At 44.7% G+C, this 23,970-nt stretch carries 24 protein-coding genes; 12 read left to right on the top strand and 12 right to left on the bottom strand.

Translation table 11 applies throughout. The features are described 5' to 3' along the window. On the bottom strand, positions 1-2,638 hold a 2,638-nt coding region (locus tag QT973_RS07260), incomplete at its 3' end, for a glycosyltransferase (protein ID WP_333391031.1). 371 nt (positions 2,639-3,009) lie between these two features. Between QT973_RS07260 and QT973_RS07255 the strand changes: the two genes are divergently transcribed. Both QT973_RS07255 and QT973_RS07250 read left to right on the top strand, forming a co-directional pair. Then, complete coding sequence (locus QT973_RS07255) at positions 3,010-4,683, top strand: methyltransferase domain-containing protein (protein ID WP_333391029.1); 1,674 nt, start codon at positions 3,010-3,012, stop codon at positions 4,681-4,683. A 74-nt stretch (positions 4,684-4,757) separates the two neighbouring features. Then, positions 4,758-5,627 (top strand): calcium-binding protein, encoded by an 870-nt coding sequence (locus tag QT973_RS07250; RefSeq protein ID WP_333210387.1) that lies wholly within the window; start codon positions 4,758-4,760, stop codon positions 5,625-5,627. 170 nt (positions 5,628-5,797) lie between these two features. On the opposite strand, the gene QT973_RS07245 is transcribed toward QT973_RS07250, so the two are convergent. Together QT973_RS07245 and QT973_RS07240 are read right to left on the bottom strand one after the other, a co-directional pair. Further along, the gene (locus QT973_RS07245) at positions 5,798-6,607 is read right to left on the bottom strand and encodes an MOSC domain-containing protein (RefSeq protein ID WP_333053348.1); all 810 of its coding nucleotides are present in this window, start codon (positions 6,605-6,607) and stop codon (positions 5,798-5,800) included. Positions 6,608-6,947: 340 nt separating this feature from the next. Next, on the bottom strand, positions 6,948-7,247 hold the full coding sequence (locus tag QT973_RS07240) for a putative quinol monooxygenase (protein ID WP_333053347.1): 300 nt from the start codon (positions 7,245-7,247) through the stop codon (positions 6,948-6,950). Between the two features lie 116 nt (positions 7,248-7,363). Here QT973_RS07240 and QT973_RS07235 point away from each other — a divergent pair, with 116 nt between their 5' ends. Beyond that, on the top strand, positions 7,364-7,930 hold the full coding sequence (locus QT973_RS07235) for a hypothetical protein (protein WP_333053346.1): 567 nt from the start codon (positions 7,364-7,366) through the stop codon (positions 7,928-7,930). Between the two features lie 11 nt (positions 7,931-7,941). Here the strand turns inward: QT973_RS07235 and QT973_RS07230 are convergent, their stop codons facing one another. Next, on the bottom strand, positions 7,942-9,078 hold the full coding sequence (locus QT973_RS07230) for a DNA methyltransferase (protein WP_333053345.1): 1,137 nt from the start codon (positions 9,076-9,078) through the stop codon (positions 7,942-7,944). Between the two features lie 35 nt (positions 9,079-9,113). Then, the gene (locus tag QT973_RS07225) at positions 9,114-9,791 is read right to left on the bottom strand and encodes a hypothetical protein (RefSeq protein ID WP_333210393.1); all 678 of its coding nucleotides are present in this window, start codon (positions 9,789-9,791) and stop codon (positions 9,114-9,116) included. Positions 9,792-10,064: 273 nt separating this feature from the next. On the opposite strand from QT973_RS07225, the gene QT973_RS07220 reads away from it, so the two are divergent. Continuing rightward, positions 10,065-10,544: a hypothetical protein gene (locus QT973_RS07220; protein ID WP_333053342.1), complete on the top strand. Its 480-nt coding sequence runs from the start codon at positions 10,065-10,067 to the stop codon at positions 10,542-10,544. 118 nt (positions 10,545-10,662) lie between these two features. On the opposite strand, the gene QT973_RS07215 is transcribed toward QT973_RS07220, so the two are convergent. After that, complete coding sequence (locus tag QT973_RS07215; protein ID WP_333053341.1) at positions 10,663-11,166, bottom strand: hypothetical protein; 504 nt, start codon at positions 11,164-11,166, stop codon at positions 10,663-10,665. Between the two features lie 427 nt (positions 11,167-11,593). On the opposite strand from QT973_RS07215, the gene aroA reads away from it, so the two are divergent. Beyond that, a complete protein-coding gene (gene aroA / locus QT973_RS07210) occupies positions 11,594-12,949 on the top strand; it encodes a 3-phosphoshikimate 1-carboxyvinyltransferase (RefSeq protein ID WP_333053340.1) in 1,356 nt (451 codons plus the stop codon). A 143-nt stretch (positions 12,950-13,092) separates the two neighbouring features. On the opposite strand, the gene QT973_RS07205 is transcribed toward aroA, so the two are convergent. Together QT973_RS07205 and QT973_RS07200 are read right to left on the bottom strand one after the other, a co-directional pair. Next, positions 13,093-13,530, bottom strand: a complete 438-nt coding sequence (locus QT973_RS07205; RefSeq protein ID WP_333053339.1) for a CAAD domain-containing protein — start codon at positions 13,528-13,530, stop codon at positions 13,093-13,095. Positions 13,531-13,726: 196 nt separating this feature from the next. Continuing rightward, a complete protein-coding gene (locus QT973_RS07200; RefSeq protein WP_333053338.1) occupies positions 13,727-14,734 on the bottom strand; it encodes a 2-hydroxyacid dehydrogenase in 1,008 nt (335 codons plus the stop codon). 244 nt (positions 14,735-14,978) lie between these two features. Here QT973_RS07200 and QT973_RS07195 point away from each other — a divergent pair, with 244 nt between their 5' ends. Next, a complete protein-coding gene (locus QT973_RS07195; protein WP_333231339.1) occupies positions 14,979-15,983 on the top strand; it encodes an ion transporter in 1,005 nt (334 codons plus the stop codon). A 96-nt stretch (positions 15,984-16,079) separates the two neighbouring features. On the opposite strand, the gene QT973_RS07190 is transcribed toward QT973_RS07195, so the two are convergent. The 3 genes from QT973_RS07190 to QT973_RS07180 form a co-directional block, all read right to left on the bottom strand. Continuing rightward, the gene (locus tag QT973_RS07190) at positions 16,080-16,814 is read right to left on the bottom strand and encodes an ABC transporter ATP-binding protein (protein WP_333053336.1); all 735 of its coding nucleotides are present in this window, start codon (positions 16,812-16,814) and stop codon (positions 16,080-16,082) included. Positions 16,815-16,949: 135 nt separating this feature from the next. After that, positions 16,950-17,606, bottom strand: coding sequence for an energy-coupling factor transporter transmembrane protein EcfT (locus QT973_RS07185; protein WP_333053335.1), 657 nt, complete (start codon positions 17,604-17,606; stop codon positions 16,950-16,952). Next, on the bottom strand, positions 17,599-18,528 hold the full coding sequence (locus QT973_RS07180) for an energy-coupling factor ABC transporter permease (protein ID WP_333053334.1): 930 nt from the start codon (positions 18,526-18,528) through the stop codon (positions 17,599-17,601). Before QT973_RS07180 ends, QT973_RS07185 begins: the two co-directional genes overlap by 8 nt. A 2-nt stretch (positions 18,529-18,530) precedes the next feature. On the opposite strand from QT973_RS07180, the gene QT973_RS07175 reads away from it, so the two are divergent. The 6 genes from QT973_RS07175 to QT973_RS07150 all read left to right on the top strand — a co-directional run bounded on the left by QT973_RS07175 (position 18,531) and on the right by QT973_RS07150 (position 23,094). Next, positions 18,531-18,662: a hypothetical protein gene (locus QT973_RS07175; protein ID WP_333053332.1), complete on the top strand. Its 132-nt coding sequence runs from the start codon at positions 18,531-18,533 to the stop codon at positions 18,660-18,662. Between the two features lie 875 nt (positions 18,663-19,537). After that, positions 19,538-19,663, top strand: coding sequence for a hypothetical protein (locus tag QT973_RS07170; RefSeq protein WP_333053331.1), 126 nt, complete (start codon positions 19,538-19,540; stop codon positions 19,661-19,663). Positions 19,664-19,818: 155 nt separating this feature from the next. Beyond that, positions 19,819-20,007 (top strand): hypothetical protein, encoded by a 189-nt coding sequence (locus QT973_RS07165; RefSeq protein WP_333053330.1) that lies wholly within the window; start codon positions 19,819-19,821, stop codon positions 20,005-20,007. Positions 20,008-20,123: 116 nt separating this feature from the next. Continuing rightward, positions 20,124-20,558, top strand: coding sequence for a ferritin-like domain-containing protein (locus QT973_RS07160; RefSeq protein ID WP_333034807.1), 435 nt, complete (start codon positions 20,124-20,126; stop codon positions 20,556-20,558). Positions 20,559-20,668: 110 nt separating this feature from the next. Further along, positions 20,669-21,631 carry an FTR1 family protein gene (locus QT973_RS07155; protein WP_333053329.1) on the top strand — a complete coding sequence of 321 codons (963 nt, stop codon included), beginning with the start codon at positions 20,669-20,671 and terminating at the stop codon, positions 21,629-21,631. Between the two features lie 725 nt (positions 21,632-22,356). Beyond that, a complete protein-coding gene (locus tag QT973_RS07150) occupies positions 22,357-23,094 on the top strand; it encodes a response regulator transcription factor (protein WP_333053479.1) in 738 nt (245 codons plus the stop codon). A gap of 528 nt (positions 23,095-23,622) precedes the next feature. Here QT973_RS07150 and QT973_RS07145 read toward each other — a convergent pair. Further along, positions 23,623-23,970: transposase (locus QT973_RS07145; protein WP_333053328.1), on the bottom strand; the 348-nt coding region annotated here is incomplete at its 5' end.

Here is a 23,970-nt window from a genome sequence, read left to right as displayed (position 1 = left end):
AGATGCCTGTTCCACCAGAAAATTCATCTGTTGTGGAACCAACAGGCAAGATGCCTGTTCCACCAGAAAATTCATCTGTTGTGGAACCAACAGGCAAGATGCCTGTTCCACCAGAAAATTCATCTTGTGTGGAACGGGCATCTTGCCCGTTCTTGACAATTCCACCTCTCCTTTGAAAATAATTCGGTGACTGAAATAGGAATTTCAGAAAATCGTCAAAAAACCACTGGGGAATCGCTGCATTTTTATACTCAATCGGCAACTGATAAGCGTCGCGGTACAGCATCGCTGCGAGGAGATATTGCATCTTCTCGGCAATTTCCCCTCCTTCAGCAAGTTTCGAGGATAACTGCTGGACAAAACGTTGTTCTGACTCAGTTAAAGTTTCATTTTTTAGGGCGCTATCTAGTAGCAATTTATGAGCCTTCCCCATGTCTTTCGAGTAAGCAATTTCTAATTTTTCCGCTGGCAAATTCAGCCAATACTCAGCTAGCTGTTGGCGGTAGGGGCGCAGCGCGAGAAGAGGCTGTTTTGAGGGGAATTTATTGTATTGATCGAGCAGTGGTGATAATTCTGATAAACTCGGCTGGGTTCTCAATGCCAACTTATGGCGGATTGTCTGTTTGATTTGTTGATCCAGGAAACTGTAATCAGGACTATTTAGTAGTTTTTTATAAAATCTTACTACATCCTTATGATTTTCCCCAGCGGCGAAGTTTTTCCAAGTTTGTTGTTCGGGATGAATCCGCAGTGAGGACAGTTTTTCGTCTACAAATCCGATATGATAGTTGCCCATGATTCGCCACCACATATCTAAGTCTACATACTGAGATAATCCCGAATCAAATAATCCTATTTCTTCAAAGACTCGCGCGGCAATTAAGACGGTACTCGGTTCGCCAATTTTGTTTATCGGGTTGTTCAAGCATTTAGTATCTGCGAGTAATTCTTTTCCTGGCTGAATAGATTTTAAATTCGACCAGCTTTTGTGCAAATCTTTAATTGATTGGGAAGCTCCGCGCAAAATCGGGTTAGATTCATTGTCAGCGATGGTGATGCCGCGCGGGGAGAAAACCATACCTATTTCTGAGTTTTGTTGGGCGAGTGCGACCATTTTCTCAATACATTCTGGTGCGAGCAAGTCGTCTTGAAATAAAAATTTAATATATTGACCTGTTGCTTGAGAGATGCAAAAATTCCAGTTTTGTGATAAACCGTAGTTGCGGTGCAGTATGATGCGGAAATCGACTGAGGTTTGTGATTGGAATGATTGGGCGATCGCAATTGTGCGGTCTGTGGAGCCGTCGTCGGATATAATCAGTTCTATGTTAGCGTAGGTTTGGGCCAAAGCACTTTGAATTGCTTCCCCAATAAATGCTTCTCCGTTGTATGTCGGAATGCAAATGCTAACCTTCGGCTGCTCGTTTGGCAGTTCTCCTTTTGCTTGACTTTGTTGCTGTGATGGCGGCAAGTTAGCCCTAATTTTGGCAGACTTCGCTTTGGCTGTTCCTAACAGAGGTATGCTTTGAAAGTTATCGGTAATCTCGGCAATATATTCGAGACGTTTTCTAATTTTATTCCCTGTAACTTGGGGGTTGAGTAAAGTCTTAATTTCCTCAGCGGCTATCGCTCCAATTTGTTGAGCTTCCCGGTAATTGTTGAAGACGTACCGCATTAAATCCGCAGCGTGTTCGACATCCGCTTGGGCCCAAACATTGCCTTTTTTGTAAGGCCCGCAATCTTGCTCAATTGGGATTAACTTATACTTGACTAAATAGCTGTTGCCGACATTCATAAATTCTGTATTTGATGAATAGCCGGTGGCAATTACGGGTTTGCCGTAAAACATGGCTTCAGCCATTGTTAAGCCAAATCCTTCGCAGCGGTGCAGGGATACATAACAGTCGCAATTGTACAGCAAACCGTTTAGTTTATTTTTGGACAAATACCCGTCTAGATGTTTGATATTTGAACAATTGGCGATAGCAGACTTTAATAACTTTTGCTGTTCTAAATGTTGGGTTGAATTAGAAGATTTGATGACCAATAATACGCTGTTATCTTCGCCAAAAGCTTGCTTAAATGCTTGAATTGTCGCTAAACTATTTTTGCGCTCGATGCGGCTGGAAAAGTCGAATACAAACAAGAAAATAAATTTATCTTTAGGTAAATTCAGTGCTTCTCTGTTCAGGGAAGGTGCGGGGAGAGCAATACTGGGCATGATTTTGATGACGGGAATTGGCGAGACTGCGGAAATTGCCTCGGCGCAATAGTTGCTGTAAGTCCATATTTCGTGAAAGTTATTAAATGCTGGCTGCCATTCTGGGGGAAATTCGGGAAGTTCCCAGGCCCAAAATCCGATATTGTATTTGTTTTCAAAATAGCTGGAACCTCTATCTTTGATAAAGGTTGCAACTTCATCGGCGTTGACTTGAATTAAGTTTACGGGATGGGGATTGTCTTGGCTAAAGTTTTGATAGGTGGTGTCTTGTTTGCGGTGGGGACTGCGGGTAAAATTGTTGATAATGAAGGGAATGTTGGCTGCTTCTGCGGCTCTGATGTTGGCTCGGACACCTTCTCCTATGCCAAATTCGCCGCTGATGTAGCCGGCGATGTTCATTCCTAGATTAGGGTTCATAGTTTCTAATGTATTTAGCAAATTGTTGGGTTAATTTTTTTTGGGAAAAAGCCGAATTAATTGAGTTTTTCTATCGCGCTGAATGAGGGTAGGGGTTGAGAATGAATTATAATTTTGCTCAATTTTTGCTAAGATATAGGAATGCTTGTATGATGGGTGAATAAGATTAAATGAACCGCAGAGGGCGCAGAGAACGCAGAGGAAGAGAAGAGAGGGAATAGAAAGGGTTGGCAACAGAAAATAGGGTGCTTGACAAATGTGCCGATCGCCATTGTATACTGGCATCGCAATGCTAACCTTCGGCTGGTTGTCTGTCGGCATGGGTGGCTCTGTTTTATTTTACGATCAACTAATCAGGAATTTTAGAGAAAGTGATCGATCGCGTCAACCACGACTTATTGAAGCTGCTACCGCCGGATGCTAAAGTCATTGTTGAAATTGGCTGCGGTATGGGCTCGACGGGCGAACAGTACAAGCTGATCAATCCCCATTGTCAGTATATTGGCATTGAATGCGATCGAGAAAAAGCTAAAATAGCGGTCGATCGGCTAAACTGGGTGACGGTAGCCGATATTGAAGAAATTGCCCTCGAAAGTCTTGACATCGCCCCAGGAACCGTAGATTGTTTGGTTTTTGGCGACTTGCTACCCTACTTTAAAAATCCTTGGGATATTCTCAAGCAGTACAATTCTTTGCTGAATCCAGAGGGGCAAATTCTCGCTAGAATCCCTAATGTTCAATACTGGCGGCGAATTGTCAATCTGTTGCGGGGACAGTGGGAGAATCCCGACAACAAGATGCAGCACTGGTTTACCCTAGAAAGTATTAAATCACTATTTGCTCAAGCCGGATTGCAGGTTTATGAATTTCAAGGGAAGGGACACAAAACCGAAAATTTTGTCCAGTTTCAGCAATTGCTGCATCCAATGGTACAGGCTTTAGAGCTAACATCGAGCAGTTTTGCTACGGAAACCGGTGCTGAACATTATATCGTGCGATCGACAAAATCGACCGTACCTGCGCGCAGACTGCTGATTCAGACTATCATTATGGCTCCTACAGGGTGCGATCGTGTGCGAGTTTTGGAACCGGACAAATTTAGCGCTACAATTCCCGGTGTCCGCGCCGTATCCGGCGTGAAAAAAGCCGAGTTAATTCCGCCGCTGCCGGAAGAAGAAAAAGTCTTCATCTGGCAGCGGACAATCATGCAATATCCCGCGTACATTCCCCAAATCAAAGAACTCCTGCAACAAGGCTATTTAATAGTAGCTGAAATTGACGACAATCCCATCCGTCGCCGCGAATACGCCGACAATAATTACCTCAGCTATCGCGGCTGTCACTGCGTTCAAACTTCGACAGAACCGCTAGCAAAAATTTTGCGCCAATACAATCCAAATGTTGCCGTATTTCCCAATCAATTAGCCTATCTACCTCCGCCGCGAATTTATCCGGCAGAAGATACAGTCACAATTTTTTTTGGTGCGCTCAACCGCGAAAAAGATTGGCAGCCGATTATGGCAGCGCTCAATCGAGTTTTAGTCGCACACAAGCACCGGATTCGAGTTAAAGTAATCCATGACCGCCGATTTTTTGAATCCTTGGAAATACAGCAAAAAGAATTTGAACCCTTTTGCAGTTACGAACGGTATCAAGAAATTATGTACAGTTGCGATATAGCTTTGCTACCGCTTGTTTCCAACCCGGTTAATGAAACGAAATCTGACTTAAAATTTATTGAATGTGCAGCGCGGGGAGTAGCGGTGCTGGCAAGTCCCACTGTGTACGAACATTCTATTGTCGAAGGTGAAACGGGATTGATTTATAGATATGAAAAAGAGTTTGAAACCAAACTAAATTCGCTGATATCTGACACTTCTCGGCGCAGGAAAATAGCCGCGAATGCTTACGAATGGGTGCGCGACAACCGCTTGCTGTGCGGGCACTACCGACAGCGCCGAGATTGGTACTTACAGATGCGGGACGAGTTGCCGCGTTTAAATGCTGAGTTGCGCGATCGCCTGCCGGAGTTATTTGGTGACTAAGTGCGGTAAGATTTATAGGCTATTGTGCGATCGTTCTGTTTTATTGTTTAATTTCTAATTGTTACTCCACACCAATGCGAATTCTATTCACTATTGCTCACTTTTACAATCCCAGCGGCGACGGAAAACACGCTTCCCAGCGAAATGATCCGCAACCACGACTAAACGCTTTAACAGCTTGCGTGACATCGCTGCAAGCTTTGTACGGCAAATCTCAGTCCATGATTGACATTAGCGAATGTGCAACTATCCCAGCAAATCAATCTCAACAGCACGAAATTGACATTGTTGTTTGCACTACTCAAGGTTATCATCTGTTGCCTCAACTGCCAGTGCAGCCCAGATGTTTTATGCACCACGCTACCAAATGCGAACCGCTGCTGTTGGGGTTTGAGTGTCAAGCAGTTTTGCGAGCCTGTCTTAACAAATACGATTATTTCTGTTATTTGGAAGATGATTTAGTTCTGCATGACCCGTGGTTTTTTAGTAAATTAAAGTGGTTTACGCATCACGGAGGAAATGGGAATTTGCTGCAACCTAATCGCTATGAAATAGCGCCTCAAGGCGCGGTTTTTAAAGCATATATTGATGGTGATTTAGCAGCAACAGCTACTGCTAAGTTTCAAAATGTGGAGGAGCAGCGGCAGTTAAAGGGAAAAATCATGGAACAAACAGTCGCTTTTGAGCGAGCGTTGAATCCTCATTCCGGCTGCTACTTTTTGAATGCAGAACAGATGGCACACTGGGCTAAGCAGTCTCATTTTTTGGATAGAGATACTAGCTTTATCGGCCCCCTGGAAAGTGCGGCGACTTTAGGAATTATGCGGACTTTTAGAGTTTACAAGTCAACTCCTTCCTATGCTAATTTTTTGGAGATTCAACATTTTGGAGCGAGTTTTCTGAATTTGATTGGTAATAAGGTGAGGGTGCCGCAAGCAGGATGAGTTAAGATATTCAGGTAAGCTGCAATCCTTGAGAGGTGCATCTCACATCTTGCACCATTCTCAGGAACAGCCAAGATATTCTCATGAACAGGCAAGATGCCTGTTCCACAAATAATGAGTTTTCTTGTGGGAAGTAGGGGTTGGGCCGAAGAGCCCGCCCGTAAGTCCTACTATTTTACAGCAGTCAAAACATCGCCGATTTTAACTGTGCCGCTGTTGATAATTTTGGCTAAAACTCCAGTTTGTGCGTGACCGAATTCCTTTTGCAGTAAACTGAGTAGGGAAATATCCCGATCGCCCGTTTCTGGATTCACTTCTATATTGACACAGCGGCCGATTCGTGCTGTAACTTCTATACGCGCTGTTCCTAATTGAAACTGTTTTCCGATCAACTCAAATTCTGACCAAGCTGCCATACCTTCTAGCACAATGTTCGGGCGAAATCGGCCCACGTCAATGTTTTGAACAGCAATTTCTGTTAATTGGTCTAATGTGGCTTGACTGAGTAAAGAAATGTGTACGGGTTCTCGATCGGGATAACGAGTTTCGCCGCTGGTGTCGCCGACTAAGTGCAAAGGTGCAAACTGCGGGTGTCTCGCTTCTTTTGTGGGTTCAATTGCTGCCAAATATTCTGTGAAAAAACTGCCGATGCGATCGCGCCCCGCTGCTGTGTTTGTTTCTGCGGATAACACTGCAACTCCTTGACGCTTGACTGTTAAAACGGCAGTTTCCGGTTGATAATCACATTCTAAAGCTGCTAACAGAGGCCAATCGTTTTGAACCGCAAAATTTTTTTTGCTCATCCAAGGCACATTATCTGCGGGCTTTTTTGCAGCTTCCAGATTATCTGCAAACATTAAGGCAAAAGCTCGATCGCCCTTAATTCCGTGTCCTGCTGTTAAAGCAAACTCCGACATTTCTTGCGGTGTCAGCCCTTTAATTGGATAAATAAATAACTGTTTTATTGTTGCTAATGTCATAAATTTTTCCGAAGTTAGTAGAATCTAAGATTTTGCACCATTGTCAATAATCCTTTTTTGAACAGGCTTTTCAGCCTGTTCAGCGAGAATAGTGCAAGATGTGAGTAGAATTGGACTTACGCAGAACCTAAATCCTTTTTTGAACAGGCTTTTCGGCCTGTTCCACAAGAAAATCTACTCTTTGTGGAACAGGCCGAAAAGCCTGTTCAGCGAGAATAGGGCAAGATGTGAGTAGAATTGGACTTACGCAGAACCTATATATGTAGGTAGGGTTCGCCGCAAACTTTGGGGGAATAGAAGCTATTTCACACACATTAATCAAATTGCTATAAAAACCCGATTAAGCTAGCAATTCATAGCGGCGGATATCTGGAGGCCCAACGGCCAAACCGTCTAATTTCTGTACGGCGTCTTGAATGTGAGTTGAACCGAGATGTAGTTCGAGCAAATCAGCACTTTCCCACTCTTCAACATAGGTAAAATCTGTGGGATCGGCTTGATTTTGCAGGAGTTCGTATTTGATGCACCCTTTTTCTTTACGAGTTGGTTCTATAATGCTCAGCAGCAGAGATTTAAGTTCTGCTACTTTGTCGGGAAAGGCTGCGAGGCGGGCGACTACTCGCAAGGTTGTTTTGGACATAGGAAAAAAGAGGCTATGCTATTTTAATTGAATTTACGGATTTCAATGAAGCAAACACTGTCATCAGTAACTACTGTAGCGCGGAATGGAACCAAATCAGCAGCGTACTTGCTGCTATGCCACTGCACATAAAACCTTCAGCTCAAGCTGGATTTCTGGGCGCTCCAGTTTTCGATACTGTAGCAACCAATGAATACATCAAAACTGAGTTGCTCAAACTTGGATGGCTAGCGAAAATCAAGATTCCGCCGATATATCGATTTTTGGGAACAGATGTTGACTTTGGCTCTGCTGGTGCGATTGTAGAAGTTCAGTTTTCTCACTATGCACTTCTATTAAACAATACTGTGCGATCGCAATTGTTTTTCAACACTAAGACGCCTCTGACAGGACAGCCCGTTAAGGTTGTTATTATAGTTACAAGAGCACAAATGTTTCCTGCTGCTAATAGCAGCCTTTACTACGAGCAAGCTGTGAATCAGTTAACAGTATTATCGGCCTCTCTATTTAATGTACCGCTCAGAATAGTGTGTTTATTCAACCAAAGGAATACAAAAGTACCTGCAAAATTGACTGTTTACAGCGCTCGAACATCAAGGACAATAGTAACTCAGCAAGAGTGTGAATGTCAAATAATTTCAGGACGCTCGCCCCGCAGTCGCAGTTCTATTCGGATTATTTGAAAAATGATATACTAGCTCCACAGCTCAAGTTCTAATTGCTCTCCAATTTTAGTAGAATTCAGCGTTTTCTTACCGTTGCCATTTAGCTTGAGGTCTACTGGTGGAGCTTTTCCCCGAATATCCGCAGCAAAAGCAGCTTCCTCATAGAGCAAGCGTTTCTCCATTTCTTCTAAGTGATACTCTTCGGGATATATTTTTGCTTTGCTGCGTTCAGTTGGTTTTTTACCTACTTGTACGTCAAACCGAAATCCTTCTATTGGCTGTCCGGTTTTTTCTACATAGTCCCGCAGAGTTTTTAAGTTGGGGAAATAGCCGCGCTCGTCCGGTTCCCCGCTTAAACGACGCAGCGCAACTTGATAATATTTTAGATCCAATTCTGCACCGATAAAATGCCGATCGCAGTTTTTAGCTACAACGGCCGCCGTACCCGAACCCATATAAGGATCGATAACAACATTACCTTTCACCGTTGTAGTCAAGACAATTCTAGCTATTAAGTCTTCGGGAAATTGACAGGGATGTATAGTTTGTTCTTCGTGGTTGTGTTTGACGTTGCGGAACATCCAAATGTCGCCTGGGTTTTTCCCGTCAGGATTGCATGAAAGTTCGCCTTTGCGAGATCCCCGGTAATGTTTTTTATTTTGATACTTTTGCGGTACTCTAATATCGTCTAAGTTAAATATATATTCATCGGATTTAGTAAACCAAAGAATTGTCTCGTGGCGGCATGAGAATTTCTTTCTGCCGTGCAAACCGTGCTGTCTCCCCCAGATAATTCGATTCCGAGGAATTAACCCGCAGGATTCTAGAATTGGAAAGAAGCGAATATCGAGCGGAATTAGCGTACCCCGATCGGAGAAAGCACCGACTTGCCAGAACAGCGAACCTGATTTTTTGAGAATTCGGCTGCACTCTTGGAGCACAATTCTCTGTTCTTCTAAATAAATATTGAGAGCTTGCTTGGTTTCGTATTCCTTGCCCAAATTGTAGGGAGGAGAGGATACTACTAAATCAACGCATTCATCTGGCAAGCTGCTCAGAAGTTCCAGACAATTTCCCAGAAATATCCGATCTAGCGGGAGCTGTTCTCGGTTCTGGTGCTGCTGCATTTGCTTTGCCTTTAATTTCAAAAAAACTTCAACTTTCACTGAAGATAACCCAAATCAGTCAATTAGTCAATACGTCAATCTTTGGGATAAAATCGCTTGTTTTCTGTAGAATATTCCCAGGCGATATTCTCCGGGTCTTTTTCGCGGCTCCACTGAGCAAACTCCGGCTTAAGTTTCCACTTGCCGATCGTACTTGCGTGAACTTTGAACCTGCGGGATAGTTCCGTCTGGGTAAAAGAGATTTTGGGCTTTTGAGGAGTCTTGGTTTGAGCAATGGGGAATAAATTTGGTTTTTTCTCTTGTGTTTTTTCCCGATTTGTGGGAGGCTCTTGAACAGCTATTGCCGCATTAGCTGTTTCGCTTTGATTGACAGTTGGAGCTATTTGAAAATAATACAAAATTCCGCCTTGTTCCGTCACTTCAAAATCTGCGGCAAACTCAGAGGCTCGTTCGTCGAGATACTCTTGAACCTTTTCTCCGGGCAGTTTTGCATTCATCGCCAAATCCAAAGCCGTAACTCGCCCTTGATTTTCCTTGATCAACTTATAGAAAACCGAGTCTAAATGAGCGAGTTTATTTTTTTGCTGCTGCTGATAGAGCTTGTAAGCCCAAGCAACGCCCGCTGTGGTGGCGATCGCCCAAAACATCCTTCCCGACTCGAAACTGGCAACCGCCGTCAAGGAAATAGGCAAAAGCAGGGTAAGATATCCCCAAATGCTTCCCTTCTTTAGGTTATTGCTGTTTTTGACCATAGTTCCTAAACAGGTACGTAGTTTAGCTTAGTAGAGCGTGTTTGAATGCCGCGAAAGTTGTTCGACAGTCGATATATCGATCGGCCCGCTGACACACCCAAAAACGGATACTGTGCCGCGTACACTCGCCTTGTGGACAATCCCTAATTTTAGACCAAAGTTCCAGCTCCTTTGATTCAATGTCGCAAGTAAATCGAAAATCGAAAATCGAAAATCGAGTGACGCACTCTACGACAAAATCCCAGAATCTACTTTTTTTGCAACCGAGGGTTCATGTACTTTTTTCGCAAACAGATTGCCATCCTGCTGATAGTTGTTGCTTGCTGTACGCTGACGATTAGTTGCAGCGAGAGTCGAACTGTCCAGTGTACTAAATTTACTGAAATTGTCAACAAAGGCAACGCTCTCATTGATGTTGATAAAGACAGCAACGATGCTGCAACGACCGACAATTTAGCTAAAAATTTGAACCTAATAGCGAATGAACTTCAAGCTCTGCGAATAACAGATCCAACCCTCAAAGAAATTCAGGAGCCATCGGTTAAATCCTTCCAGGAAATTAGTCAAGCACTCGGCGACATAAGCAAAAGCCTTCAGGCTGGAAATCTCGCTTCTACAAGTATAGAAGGTCGAGAGCAAATCCAAACAGCTCAAGCAGATATTATTAGAGCCGGCCAACAGGCGAATCAAGCAGCCGCAAATCAAGACGCTTTGACTAGCAAACTGATTAATTATTGTAAGGGCGATCGCTAAAGGCTAAGAGTTTTGTATTTTGAGATTGCCACGCGAACCCCAACAACCCACGGGGGGTGAAGGAATTTGAGGAATGCGTCGCCTTCACCTACTATCTACCCCTTTGCAATTACCCAATTTAGTGATGAATTTCTAGATTCAAAATATAGCGACCGAGTTGCACTTTCTCCGACCACAACTCGTATTCTAACTGCAAGTGATCCGGTTCCGGCTTTCCTGTCAGGGTCAAGTTGCGAGTGAAGTTGCGGAGTCGCAACTGTTCGGGAGTCGCCAGCGATTCGCCCTGAAGCCAATAACGGCTCAGGCCGTACATTCCTCGTTCCCAGCAGTGGCGGTAACTGTATTTGCCGTTTCCTTGCATCGTCATAATGACTCGATAGGGCGAAACTTCTAGCCAGAGCAACCGGGGTTTTGTAGTTGGGGGTAAGATTGTAACTGGCTCGGCAGATTCGTTGGAACCGTCGGAAAATTCGCGATCGATTATTGCTGGTTCGTGCAACAACAAGTGAAAGCGCTCGCGGTCTTTTTGATAAAGCGTAGCAGCGGTTTCAACGACTGACCACAAAGGTAAATCTGTGGAGACGAGCGATAAACTTACAGGCTTGCGGTGATGGGTCAGCATAAATAAAAGTTTAGGAGTTGTGGTGGATCGGGCAGTTTGAGATTTGAGATTTTAGACTTTAGATTTTAGATTGGCTGGGTTCCAAATTCCGGAGCTTTTGCTTAACAAAATGAAAAATCTACAACTCGCAATCGAAAATCTAAAATTGTTTAGTCACAATTCAATCATCTGGTCGATAACTCAGAGCTGGAGATGAAATCTAAGCAGATACACGGATAATATTTGTGAAATTAATGTGAAATCCGTGCCGTTGCGTCCGCACTCCCGTGTCGCCGACAACTGACAGCGGAGTCTCCGGGCGAGTTTAATCAGCCTTTAAGTTAACCGGACACATTGGGAAAAAACCCTCAGCCCGTACAAAAGACGACTGACTTAGGACTGAGAAAAAGGTAGGATAGCTAACGCCATCCAATCCTAGTTTATCTCAATGCAAGCTGACATTATAACTACTACGCTTCTTGACAAAAGCCAAACTTTAAGCATTCAAAAACCGGCATCGGGCTTGTCGCTGGTGGGGAGGATTCGAGTTCCGGGCGATAAGTCGATTTCTCACCGAGCTTTGATGTTGGGTGCGATCGCCCAAGGTGAAACTACTATTGAGGGACTGCTCCTAGGAGAAGACCCCCGCAGCACGGCTAAATGTTTCTCGCTCTTGGGAGCCAAAGTTTCTGAACTCAACGCGGAACGGGTGACAGTCACGGGCGTCGGAATTGGCGAGTTAGAGGAGCCTGTGGAAGTCTTGGATGCGGGTAATTCCGGCACGACGATGCGGCTGATGTTGGGAATTTTAGCCTCTCATCCGGGGCGTTTTTATGCGGTAACGGGTGACAGTTCTCTGCGATCGCGCCCCATGTCGCGCGTCATTAAACCGCTACAACAAATGGGAGCGCAAATTTGGGGGCGAAAAAGTAATTCTTTAGCTCCTTTAGGGATACTGGGACAGCAGTTAAAACCGATTCACTACCATTCTCCGATCGCCTCGGCTCAAGTTAAATCTTGCATTTTGCTCGCCGGTTTGATGGCGGAGGGAGAAACTACAGTCACAGAACCCGCTCTGTCGCGGGATCACAGCGAACGGATGCTGCGAGCGTTTGGAGCCCAATTGAGCGTCGATCCAGAAACTTGTAGCGTGACAGTCACTGGGCCGACACAACTGCAAGGGCAGAATGTGATTGTACCGGGGGATATTAGTTCGGCGGCATTTTGGCTAGTTGCTGGGGCGATCGTCCCAGGTTCCGAGCTCGTAGTCGAAAATGTCGGCGTCAACCCAACTCGTACAGGCATTTTGGAAGCTTTGGAGATGATGGGCGCCGATATTGAACTGCAAAATCAGCGAGAGGCGGCTGGGGAACCTGTAGCGGATATTTTGGTTCGTAGTTCCGGCCAATTGCGGGGATGCACCATTGCAGGCGACTTAATTCCCCGACTGATTGACGAAATCCCGATTTTGGCAGTAGCGGCGATCTTTGCCTCCGGTACTACAATAATTCGAGATGCGGCCGAGTTGCGAGTCAAAGAGAGCGATCGGCTGGCGGTGACTGCTGCCGAACTCAACCGCATGGGAGCCCAAATTTCCGAGTTACCTGACGGTTTAGAAATTACCGGGGGAACTCCTTTGACGGGCGCGGATGTTGACAGCTACACCGACCACAGAATCGCCATGAGTTTGGCGATCGCAGCCCTCAACGCCACAGGTATTACTAACATTCACCGGGCAGAAGCTGCTGCCATTTCCTACCCCGACTTTACCGCCACTTTGCAACAAGTTTGCCATCCAAATTGAGATTGGGAGAGTGGGAGAGGGGGAGAGGGAGGAGTGGGAGATTAGGAAAGAGGAGAGTGGGAAAAATCCTCTTTCTTCCTTCTTCCTGACATCCGTTACATCCGTTGCCGAACTTCCTTCTTCCCTCTTCCTTCAACACCCCTTTAAGAATCTTTACCTACAACTTGTTCTTTTAAAGAATCAATTTCCGTTAACAACTCTTGGCGATTAGAAGCCTTGAGCAGATAGCGGTAAACAAACCAACCCGTATATCCCATGCCAATCAACTCAAAAATTGGAGCTACCAAAGGGACATCATTAAGAGCACCTAAAACTCCCAGCATTACCTTAATACTAATACCGCCTGCCAGGATTAAACCAACTGTGATGAGGGGCTTTTGGTAGTCAGCAAAAAAATTAGAGAGATAGGCTGGAAGTTCCGACAAAATTGTAATAACTTGGTCTTTAATATCTTGGAACTGGCCGGCCGTTGTTTCTGTGGTTGTCACTGTAGTCATGACCCCCGGTTTGTCCTCAACCAGATCTACTGTCACCACTTCAGTGATTGTTTGTGTCTCGTCCGAAAAGTTAGCTTGTGTCATTGGATACTTACTCCGTTGTCAGGTAAAATTGCAGGCTGTGAATTGCTGCCAGTAGAATTCTCCGGCAATTAGCACAGCATCCGCGCTGCAGGGACTAATTGATGAGACTAAGGCAGAGTTTCACAAATTGCAAGCAAAAATAATGATATGACTTGATTTTAAACAATTGCCTTCGCTGCCAAATCGGTCTTTTGACTCATTTTTTCACTTGAGAGAGGTCGATTTGATTCGGGCAAGGGCGTCCTTGTTCAAAGTCGGTGATATTGCCGATCGTGGTTTCGGCGATATTTTTCAAAGCTTCCTCGGTGAAAAAAGCTTGGTGTCCGGTAATCAGGACGTTGGGGAAAGTCAGCAAGCGCTGAAAAACGTCGTCTTGAATAACGTGATTTGACAAATCCTCAAAAAACAGATCCGTCTCTTGTTCGTAAACATCTAAGCCTAGGTAGCCAATTATACCAGACTTCAGTGCTTTGGTGACAGCTTTAGTGTCAATCAACTGACCGCGGCTGGTATTGATCAGCATCATCCCTGGTTTCATTTGCTCGATCGCCTCTGCACCGATTAAATGGTAAGTTTCCGGTATCAGCGGACAGTGCAGGCTGACAATATCAGAGGTGGCGAACAGTTCCGGGAGTGCGACGTATTCCATGCCTAGGGCGAGGCAATCTGGGTTTTGGTAAACATCGTATCCCAACAGGCGACACCCGAATCCGTGCAAAATTTGGGCAGTAATTGCGCCAATTCTGCCTGTTCCGACGATTCCCACCGTTTTGCCATGAAGGTCAAAACCCAACAAGCCGTCTAGGGCGAAATTGCCTTCGCGGACGCGGTTGTAGGCCCGGTGGATTTTGCGGTTGAGGGACAAAATCAGAGCGACTGCGTGTTCGGCCACTGCGTAGGGAGAATAAGCCGGAACTCGCAGCAGAGTTAGATTTAAATCCTTCGCTGCTGCTAAATCGACGTGATTAAATCCGGCGGATCTCAGGGCCAGCAAGCGGACGCCTTTTTCGGCAATGCTAAGCAGCGTTTTCGCGTCCAAGGAGTCGTTCACGAACGCGCAAACGGCCGGAAATCCAGCAGCCAAAACGCTGGTTTCCAGGTTCAGACGCGGTTCAAAAAAAACTAAATCGTGTTTGCCGCCGACATTCGCTGCTTCCAGAAATGTGCGATCGTAGGATTTGGTGCTGAATACGGCTACCTTCATGATTTTTGCCTGCAAACCCAGTAATAGTTGGAAATTTTTTCCAGATCAACTCTAAATTTTACTAGAATACCGTTGCCCCAAACAACCCACTTTCCATGAAAAATATTGAATTTCGTAACAAGAGCCTCTCTGAAGAACACAATTTTTTAGCTTGAGGGCAACTCCTGCTTAATTTTGGGAATTTCATTGCTTATACTGTAGTGAAGCGCGAGCGTTAATTGCTAAATTCTTAGGACAAACTCCAATGCCTAAAAAAATCAAAACTATAATTTATGAAATCTTAGAAACCTCAGAGTCAAGCAATTTATACAGTTTAGCAGATGATGTTTTCATAACTTGTTTGATTCTGATTAACGTCGCAGCTTTTATTGCTTCTACTTCCCCCACCTTGTCGCCAGAACACACATCGCTTTTGGCAAACATCGAAATTGTTTCCTCCTTAGTATTTACAATAGAATATATTTTGAGGCTATGGGTTTCTACAGTCGATCGCAAATACAGCCACCCGCTTTGGGGAAGATTGAGATATGCTCTTACACCGCTAAGCTTGATTGATTTAATTTCAATCTTACCTTTTTACTTCTTGCTGTTATTTCCTAGTTTTAACTTCGTTAACTTAATTCGTGTTTTGCGCCTGTTGCGCTTGCTAAAAATGAGTCGCTATTCAGAATCGCTCAGAACTCTGGGAGCAGTATTGTACGCTAAAAAAGAAGAGTTAATTGCCACTGCATTTGCAGTTTTTATTCTCTTAATATTTGCCTCTAGCGTCATGTATTTTGTTGAAAACGAGGCGCATCCCGAAACTTTTGCGAGCATCCCCGATGCAATGTGGTGGGGAGTTGTGACATTAACTACTGTCGGTTACGGTGATATTTATCCAATCACTCCTTTAGGAAAATTGTTAGGAGCAATATTAGCATTTTTGGGAATTGGAATTTTTGCGTTACCTGCGGGGCTCATCGCTGCGGGTTTTTCCGAGGAAGTCCAAAGGAGAAAGCAGGAAAAAATGGCGGCAAATTTAGAGCAATCGGCGAATTGTCAATCGGTCAAAAGGCTGGCGGAAATCGAGGTCGGCTTTGAAGAAAAGCAAAGGGCGATCGCACTTCACATCGAAAGTTCGTCAGACTTGATGAAAAAATGTGTTCAAATTGCCAAACAGAAGTTAGGAAGTGATTTTCAAAATGAACAAATTATACGCGATTTAGCTATTCATTTGTACAATGAAGCCGTCCGCAAATTCGACCTGTAATTACAGATATATATTGCCTGTAATTCCACCCAATCGTTGCCATCGCTTGTGGTTGGTTATCACTGCTTTATGTAATGACTCATGACCAATAGTTAATTACCAATCTGGTGGCAAATTGTAATATTCGAGAGTTGATTTGTCTGCCAGCAAATCTTGGGTTTTTCTGTCAATTTTTATCTCACCATCCGCCAAAACTAACGCCCTTTGAGTCGTTTTACCGATCCAATTCAAATTGTGAGAAGCAATCAAAATTACCTCGATCGGCAATTGGGACAAAACAGACGCCAAATGACGCCGCCACGAGGGATCGAGTCCGTTCGTCGGCTCATCTAAGATTAAAATTGCCGGCTCTAATGCTAAAATTGCTGCCAAGGCTGCTAATCTTCTTTGACCTCCCGAAAGTTCGTGGGCCGAACGGTTGGCAAATTCTACTAAACCAAATTCGTCTAATAGGGCTAAAGCTCGATCGCGCGCCACTCCCGGCGGCACTCCGTAATTGCGAGGCCCGAACATGACATCCTCTAAAATAGTCGGCATAAATAGCTGGTCGTTAGCATCTTGAAAGCAAAATCCAATCTGCCTGCGCGCCTGCGATAACGTCGCCTCTTCCAACTTTTTTCCCTGCACTCTAATCTCGCCCGCTTGAGGGATTTTTAATCCGATCAAGTTTTCGAGTAAAGTGCTTTTACCAGCACCTGTCAGGCCGAGTAGAGCCACTCTTTCTCCTGGTTGCAAACTAAAAGAAATTCCCCGCAATATTGGCTTTTGATCGGGATAGCCAAATACTAAGTTTTCTACTTCGATTGTTGGCACAGATTTTAGTCTACTCAAGTTTTATTTGCCTCGATTTTAGGATTAAGAGTATGTAACCGCAGAGAGCACAGAGGGCGCAGAGAGGGGAAGGGAGAAGGCAAAAGGTAGAGGAATGAATTAATCAATTACCAATTACCAATTGCCCCTTCTAAATTACCACTTACCATAAGAAGCTATTGTTAATCCGGCTGCCATTACAATTGCTACTGTCAGCCAGAGTCGCTCTTTTGGTGTTGATTTTGATTCGGCAGGTACAGCTCCTTGATACCCGCGAATTAGCATTGCTGCGTGTACTCTTTCTGCCCGATCGAGACTTCGCAAATAAAGCGCTCCGATCATGGAAGCACTGGCGTAGCGCAGCCATCCTCCGGTACCCGACAAGCCCCGGAGTTGGGCTGATATTTTCATGCGGTTGACTTCGGACAGCAGGATTTCTAAGTATTGTCCTGTTAAAAGTACAATTTCTTGCAAACCTGCTGGTAGGGGTAATCCTTTGAGGGCGATTCCGAAACTGTGGGGTGGCAAAGTTAGCAGAAAACTGTTCATAATTAGCAGGCAAATTAGGGAACGCAGCAACAAAAAACTGGCGCGTTCCCAACCTTGGGGCAGCACTAATAAGGACAGAAAAATCAATTCTGCTCCCAACAGTTGCGCTAGGGTTCGCACCGGAGCCCTGAGCCAAAACGACCAAAAAAGTGCGATCGCCCCATAAATTCCCAGCCACAGCCAAGCGCCTGTCTTCAGAAAACCCATGCCAATCACAATTGTGAGAGACACTCGCAATCGAAAAGGTATGGAGAGTTTAGACATCTTTAGGTTTTACCACCAACTGAGCAATCCCAAAAGCCGCGCCGAAGCTGAAGGCAGACCCTAAAAGTCCAGCAATGCTAGTACCAATAGGCTGTTCTTCTAATCCTTTAACTGTGTAATCTGCTAAAGGAGTGGGATTTTCGATCGCCACAGCTTCTTTATCTTTAAAGCCGTATTTTTCGGCTACCGCTTCTAACCCGTCAGGCCAACTTGAAGCAAATAGTGAAAGCACCCCGGAAATTAATAAAACTCCGATTACTGGCACTATCCATTTCTGCAATTGTGGCTGTTCTCCCGGCAGTAAATCCGGCCGCACTTTGACGAGATAAGTTAACACGCCGCCTGTAATTACCCCTTCGCCAATCCCAATTAAAATATGTACCCCTACCATTGCTGGCAATGCGATATTGAGCCCTACAGTACCAGAAATTGCCAATTGGATCGCCACACTAATCGAAGCAGCCACGACGCTGAGGCCAGCGGCAATACCCGCAGCTAGGGGCAAACGATTTCTAGAACCTCCCAAAAGTTGCTGCAATGGCTGCAACAGCCACCAGCCCACCCAAATGCCAACTAGCCCCATGTTAAAAATATTAGCTCCCAAGGCGGTGATGCCCCCGTCGGCAAACAAGACGCTTTGAATTATAAAAACTGTGCTCATCGCTAAAGTTGCCGCCCAAGGGCTCCCCAAAACGACGGAAGCGAGCGCCCCTCCCAACAAGTGGCCGCTAGTGCCACCAGCTACCGGAAAGTTGATCATCTGGGCTGCAAACACGAAAGCTGTAGTTAAGCCCATAATTGGGGCTTGTCGGAGTCCAAGACTGGCGCTGGTTCGATTTAGGGCAACTGCGATTGCTGCTGCGCTTGCTATGCCGGTGGCAATGGCTACTGGCGGTGAAAGAAAACCATCAGGTATGTGCATTGATGTATCCTAACGAGAGAAGTTCCAACTCTTTAGTCAACTATTTTTTACTAAAATTTAAAACCCCCTCTGGGGGCATTAATGCGATCGAGCGATCGGGGGATTTGCGGCGGGCGATCGCTTATTTGACATAGATTCGGGCTTCACAGCCAAAGTTTTGAGGATGAAAATGCAACATTAAATAATCCTGAAGAATTATTCGGATATTGTACCGAAGACCCCCACATTCAAGCTTTTTGATAAAAAGGATCAATGTTTGTTTACAGATTAACCTGCAAAATGTATTTACCATCAAGCTCAAGCAATAATTAAAAAAAAATATCAAGAAAAAACTGAAAATCCCTAATTGGTTTTATTCCCACTCTTGAGAATAACTTACATTAAATTTTTGACCGAAATCATCCAGGATACAAGTCCTGAATTCATCCGTCCAGAAATAAAAAACCTGTATCCGATGAAACTTGCCGAACGTATTTATCTCGCGCAAGTCAGTCGATTTTAGATTTTAGATTTTAGATTTTAGATTTACCCCACAGATAAATCTGGGAGCTTGAACTAGGGTCTAAAATTTTGATCTTTCCACCACTCCTGTACGTGGCAGCGTATCCGTTTTTGGGCTGGGTTAATGCTTTAATCTAAAATCTCACATCTCAAATCTAAAATCGATTGACTTTTCCCATCGCAATGTGGCGCGTTAGGGAACATCTCATATTTGTAAAAACACTTCTTCTTCCTCTTCCCTCCTGCCTCCTGCCTCCTGCCTCCTGCCTCCTGCCCCCCAGCAAGAGAGCCTCAAAACTCCAATTTTTAGCTGGGCTGCTTTCATTCAGATGCTCCCGCGCGTTAGCCAAAAATAAATGTTTCGCGGTTTTCATGTCAAGTCTTTGACAATGGAGGGGCAAAATCCCGCTAATGCTGTTGCTAAGGGGTGGCCTAACGAGCTATTGCGAGTAACAGTCCGCTTCCGGCTGCAAATAATTCCAGTTTAGCTGTTGACAACCCCAAAAATTTGTCTGACAAGTCTCCAGAGGTTGTACCTTTCACTAATATGTCTACTGAAACGGCTATGGCAAGTAGGGCTACAGATAATACTCTCCAAGCTGTACCTGTATCAGCAGCCCAGCAGAAAGTTTAGGCGGTAGATGGAACAAATCAGACAGCAGAAATTACGGCGTAAAACTAGATGAGTTAACTCTGAAACTGTACGATCGCATCGATCGAAGTTGGCAAATTAGCCCTACGTTCAATCAAAATCTAGTCTATCGAGTCAGTACAAGTCAAGATGGGGCGATGGCGTTCCGCCCCGCAAGCTACGGCAATTTCCAGCCACTCAATCAACCAGCCAAGGATTACACCAAAGAAACTCCTTTGCCAAATCTCCTCAAATCTTCCGAAACTAGCAGCAGTAACAGTGCAGCACCAGTCGCTAAATTTACTGTAGTGTTTGAACCTACAGGAACCTTAGAAGTTAACCCCTAGCTCACATACAACATCTCTCCGGTAAGCTGCGCCATCAGCACCTTACTTTTCCTTTTTAACTTAAATGTGCTATTATAAACAGCGCCCTCTAAGGCATTCTACCTCTAAAACAACAAATGAAAGAACTTGACGAGAAAAAAACCCAGGAACTGCTATGCACCATCATGGAATGGGAACTTGCAGGTGTCGTGCGCTATACCCACTATTCACTAATGGTGACAGGGCCAAACCGGATTCCCATCGTGCAGTTTTTTAAAGCACAAGCAACGGAATCTCTACTCCACGCCCAACAAGCAGGAGAAATTCTCACCGGTTTAGAGGGACACCCCAGTCAGAAAATTGCTCCCATCGAAGAAACCTACAAACACTCGGTGAAAGACTTGTTAGAAGAAAGTTTAAATCACGAGAAAAAAGCCCTCAAAAAGTATAAGTCTTTACTTGAAGTCGTGACCAACTCCAGCGTTTATTTGGAAGAATATGCCCGAAATCTAATTGGGCAAGAAGAATTACACCAAGTAGAACTGAAAAAAATGCTCCGGGATTATAGTTGATTTAATCATTAGTTAATTGTGATTGGTTATGGGTTATTGGTTATTGGTTATTTCCAATGACCAATGACCAATGACCCATGCCCCATGACCATGCCCCCTAATTATAAAAAATGAATTTTAGTGAAGCCATACCAACTTTTATAGTTACCCTGCGCGAAGGCGTAGAAGCCGCCTTAGTAGTCGGAATTGTACTAGCTTGTCTTAAAAAAGCTGAGCAAAGTAACCTCAATTCTTGGGTTTATGCAGGTGTCGCAGTCGGCATTGCTTCTAGCGGTATTGTGGGTGTTATATTCAATGGATTGCTCGCAGCACTATCAACATCTGAGCAGCCTTACGCACCAGTCATTAAACAGCTATTAGAGGGCGTATTGGGAATTGTGGCGATCGCAATGCTAAGCTGGATGCTAATTTGGATGACTCAGCAAGCTCGCTTTCTCAAAGCAGAAGTTGAAGGAGCAGTTACAGCAGCTTTGACAGAAAATAGCAATGCCGGCTGGGGCGTATTTGGCTTAATTTTTATTGCGGTACTGCGCGAAGGTTTTGAAACAGTTATATTTGTCAGCGCTCAATTTCAACAAGGTTTGAGTCCCGCTTTGGGTGCTTTGGGCGGTTTGACTGGGGCGGCAATCATTGGCGCGCTACTGTTCAAGTGGGGTGTCAAAATTGATATCCGCCTGTTTTTCAAGTTTATGGGGATTTTGTTGTTGTTAATCGTGGCAGGTTTGGCAGTATCTGCACTCAAGCATTTTGACCAAGCCGCTGGGATTTTGTCGCAGATGAATAGCAAGTATGCAGCGATTTGTGTTTATTACGATCGCCTCGCACCAGTCCACTCTTGTATTTTAGGCCCGATGGTGTGGAATGCAGCAGAAATTTTGCCCGATCGACAATTTCCAGGAGTGATTCTCAAAGCACTGTTTGGATACAGAGAGCGACTTTATCTCGTCCAAGCGGCGGCTTACACAATATTCTTAACCACCATCGGCAGTCTTTATTTCCAAAAATTAAGTTCTAAGCCGACTGTTCCCAACCAAAATACTCCGCCAGCTCGATCGGAAACTCGCCCTCAGTAGGTATGCAAGCATTTGTTATCGGTTGTTTTGCTGATTCCAAGCAGAGAAAAAAATTAGCCCAACAGGCAAAAAAATGACCAAAATTTTTCAGGTTGCGGGATTGATTATTTGACTTTTATATGTCATTATTTAATAATGGTAATAGTTTTTATTATTTCTATAAATAAGCTGTGGAGTATTTAAAATAGTATTGTATGGTGCGGAGCGTCCTCCGCGTTTCCCTTGTCGGTGGAAGCGAGCGATATCTGACGCACCCTACTGACATCGTTAGTGGTTTAAATGCTCCACAGCTTACTTGTATTATTATTATTTAATAATACCGTAAATCCCCCCAAAAAGCCAGCCATACCCACTCAAAAAACACAAAAATTTTATAAGCAAAATTAACCAACTTAAAAAATTTACAGTTAACGGTTAACAGGGTAATGCAAGACGCGGACTACCGCTAGGGCGAGCCTGTGAGGACCTAGGCGCACCCTGCAAAAGTTAAGGCTGTTCTTCCCCACCCCAAATCTGCCCCCAGCCAGATTTGGAGTAAACAGTTTTCTGATATGCGCTGTTATCGCTTATAATAAGTACAAGAATATTTACAGAGCTCCGAAAGTTCTTAATCAACCTTATAATCCTTAATGAAGCTTAAAATTAAAAAATTGTTCGTTAAAGTTACCTGGAACCCCCAGAAGGCTGTAGGATCTGCCATTCGGTTAGCGGTGAGATAAATAATGATGCCCCGGATACTTGTTATTGATGATGACGCGGCGATCGCCGAACTTGTAGCCGTCAACCTAGAAATGGCTGGCTATGAAGTCACCCAGGCAGAAGACGGCATCAAAGGTCAGGCACTAGCAATACAACTGCTCCCCGACCTGATCATCCTAGACCTCATGCTGCCTAGAGTAGACGGATTCACCGTATGTCAGCGTTTGCGGCGTGACGAGCGCACCTCAGACATTCCCGTCTTGATGTTGACAGCCTTAAGTCAAACTCAAGACAAAGTAGAAGGCTTCAACTCCGGCGCCGACGACTACCTGACAAAACCCTTTGAACTAGAAGAGATGCTAGCCCGAGTGCGAGCTCTACTAAGGCGCACAGACCGCATTCCCCAAGCTGCCAAACACTCCGAAATTCTGAATTACGGCCCGCTGACCCTTGTCCCCGAAAGGTTTGAAGCTGTTTGGTACGCTCAGACAGTCAAACTGACCCACCTAGAGTTTGAGTTGCTGCACTGCTTGCTTCAGCGCCACGGTCAGACAGTCTCTCCCAGCGAAATTCTCAAAGAAGTGTGGGGTTACGACCCCGACGACGACATCGAAACTATTCGTGTACACATCAGACACCTGAGAACCAAGATGGAACCCGATCCCCGCCATCCTCGGTACATCAAAACCGTATACGGGGCTGGTTATTGCCTGGAGTTACCCAACAACGAACAAGTAGCTGAAGAAACCAAATCCTCTGCTTGAGCTAGCACGCCAGATGCAACAAGCAGTTAAAAATCCCGCTAGAAAAGCCTGAGAGCATTTGCTCTCAGGCTTTGTTGTTTTGAGTTTGAGATGAATATGTCAACAAGTAGCCATTAACTCTCTTGATTCGGAAAAAAATAATCCCGCATCCCCCTCTCACCGCAGGGCGGTTTCATTCTCAGGAAAATCGCGATTTTGTAGTAGGGGCTGTGCGACCCCTACTCCCCGTGCCCGCCCCCCCACGGACGATGAAATCGATGTTTCAAATATCGGGACTCTTCACGAGGGTTTGCCCCTACGGAGCCTGAAACAGCCCTGCCTCTAACCGTACTTTTAGAGAAGCTTGTCCATAGGAAAGTACCGGATTTCTTTTTCCACCTTGTCTTTTTCGAGAGGATTGGATAGCTACTTAGGGCTTGCTGAAAAAGTCAGAAAACAGCATTTAGAAAGATGAGTGAATTTGAGCTGGCATCGGCAATATAAGTTGTGTCAATCTTGTGATGGCGAAACATAGCTTTTACCAATGATTTAAGCCAAAAAACATGACAAAAGGTTTTTGTTGTGAAATAGACCGAAAAAAAGCCAAAAAGCCTGCCGTAGCAGGGCAGAAAGATTCATCACCAGAAAAGTTATTGCGATGCTTGTTTCAGAAGTATTACCAAGTTTAGCCATCACTCTACCGAGGCTGAATCTTCTTTTGGCTTCTCCAAATTTTCCCTCAATTGAGTTACGAATTCTCTCGTCTGACTGAGCCTGTTTTTTCGTTGACTTGCTGATATTTGTCGGGGGCCTTCCTAGAGGGGGGCCACTCATTCTAATCCCTCTTTCTTTGCACCACGCTCGATTTTCTCTGGTTCGATAAATTCGATCTACATG

The sequence above is a fragment of the Microcoleus sp. Z1_A1 genome, from assembly GCF_036700305.1.
Classification (GTDB): Bacteria; Cyanobacteriota; Cyanobacteriia; order Cyanobacteriales; family Microcoleaceae; genus Microcoleus.
The sequence above is the reverse complement of the archived record's forward strand: the minus strand, read 5'-3'. Positions and strand labels throughout refer to the sequence as shown.

Bases quoted from the DNA above. Each gene is read 5' to 3' on its own strand.
- QT973_RS07205 (WP_333053339.1), bottom strand. From the start codon at position 13,530: ATGACACAAGCTAACTTTTCGGACGAGACACAAACAATCACTGAAGTG.
- QT973_RS07165 (WP_333053330.1), top strand. From the start codon at position 19,819: ATGGCGTTCCGCCCCGCAAGCTACGGCAATTTCCAGCCACTCAATCAA.
- QT973_RS07220 (WP_333053342.1), top strand. From the start codon at position 10,065: ATGTACTTTTTTCGCAAACAGATTGCCATCCTGCTGATAGTTGTTGCT.
- QT973_RS07185 (WP_333053335.1), bottom strand. From the start codon at position 17,606: ATGTCTAAACTCTCCATACCTTTTCGATTGCGAGTGTCTCTCACAATT.
- QT973_RS07175 (WP_333053332.1), top strand. From the start codon at position 18,531: ATGTATCCTAACGAGAGAAGTTCCAACTCTTTAGTCAACTATTTTTTA.
- QT973_RS07225 (WP_333210393.1), bottom strand. From the start codon at position 9,791: ATGGTCAAAAACAGCAATAACCTAAAGAAGGGAAGCATTTGGGGATAT.
- aroA (WP_333053340.1), top strand. From the start codon at position 11,594: ATGCAAGCTGACATTATAACTACTACGCTTCTTGACAAAAGCCAAACT.
- QT973_RS07215 (WP_333053341.1), bottom strand. From the start codon at position 11,166: ATGCTGACCCATCACCGCAAGCCTGTAAGTTTATCGCTCGTCTCCACA.
- QT973_RS07250 (WP_333210387.1), top strand. From the start codon at position 4,758: ATGCGAATTCTATTCACTATTGCTCACTTTTACAATCCCAGCGGCGAC.
- QT973_RS07200 (WP_333053338.1), bottom strand. From the start codon at position 14,734: ATGAAGGTAGCCGTATTCAGCACCAAATCCTACGATCGCACATTTCTG.
- QT973_RS07180 (WP_333053334.1), bottom strand. From the start codon at position 18,528: ATGCACATACCTGATGGTTTTCTTTCACCGCCAGTAGCCATTGCCACC.
- QT973_RS07195 (WP_333231339.1), top strand. From the start codon at position 14,979: ATGCCTAAAAAAATCAAAACTATAATTTATGAAATCTTAGAAACCTCA.
- QT973_RS07240 (WP_333053347.1), bottom strand. From the start codon at position 7,247: ATGTCCAAAACAACCTTGCGAGTAGTCGCCCGCCTCGCAGCCTTTCCC.
- QT973_RS07235 (WP_333053346.1), top strand. From the start codon at position 7,364: ATGCCACTGCACATAAAACCTTCAGCTCAAGCTGGATTTCTGGGCGCT.
- QT973_RS07150 (WP_333053479.1), top strand. From the start codon at position 22,357: ATGCCCCGGATACTTGTTATTGATGATGACGCGGCGATCGCCGAACTT.
- QT973_RS07245 (WP_333053348.1), bottom strand. From the start codon at position 6,607: ATGACATTAGCAACAATAAAACAGTTATTTATTTATCCAATTAAAGGG.
- QT973_RS07155 (WP_333053329.1), top strand. From the start codon at position 20,669: ATGAATTTTAGTGAAGCCATACCAACTTTTATAGTTACCCTGCGCGAA.
- QT973_RS07160 (WP_333034807.1), top strand. From the start codon at position 20,124: ATGAAAGAACTTGACGAGAAAAAAACCCAGGAACTGCTATGCACCATC.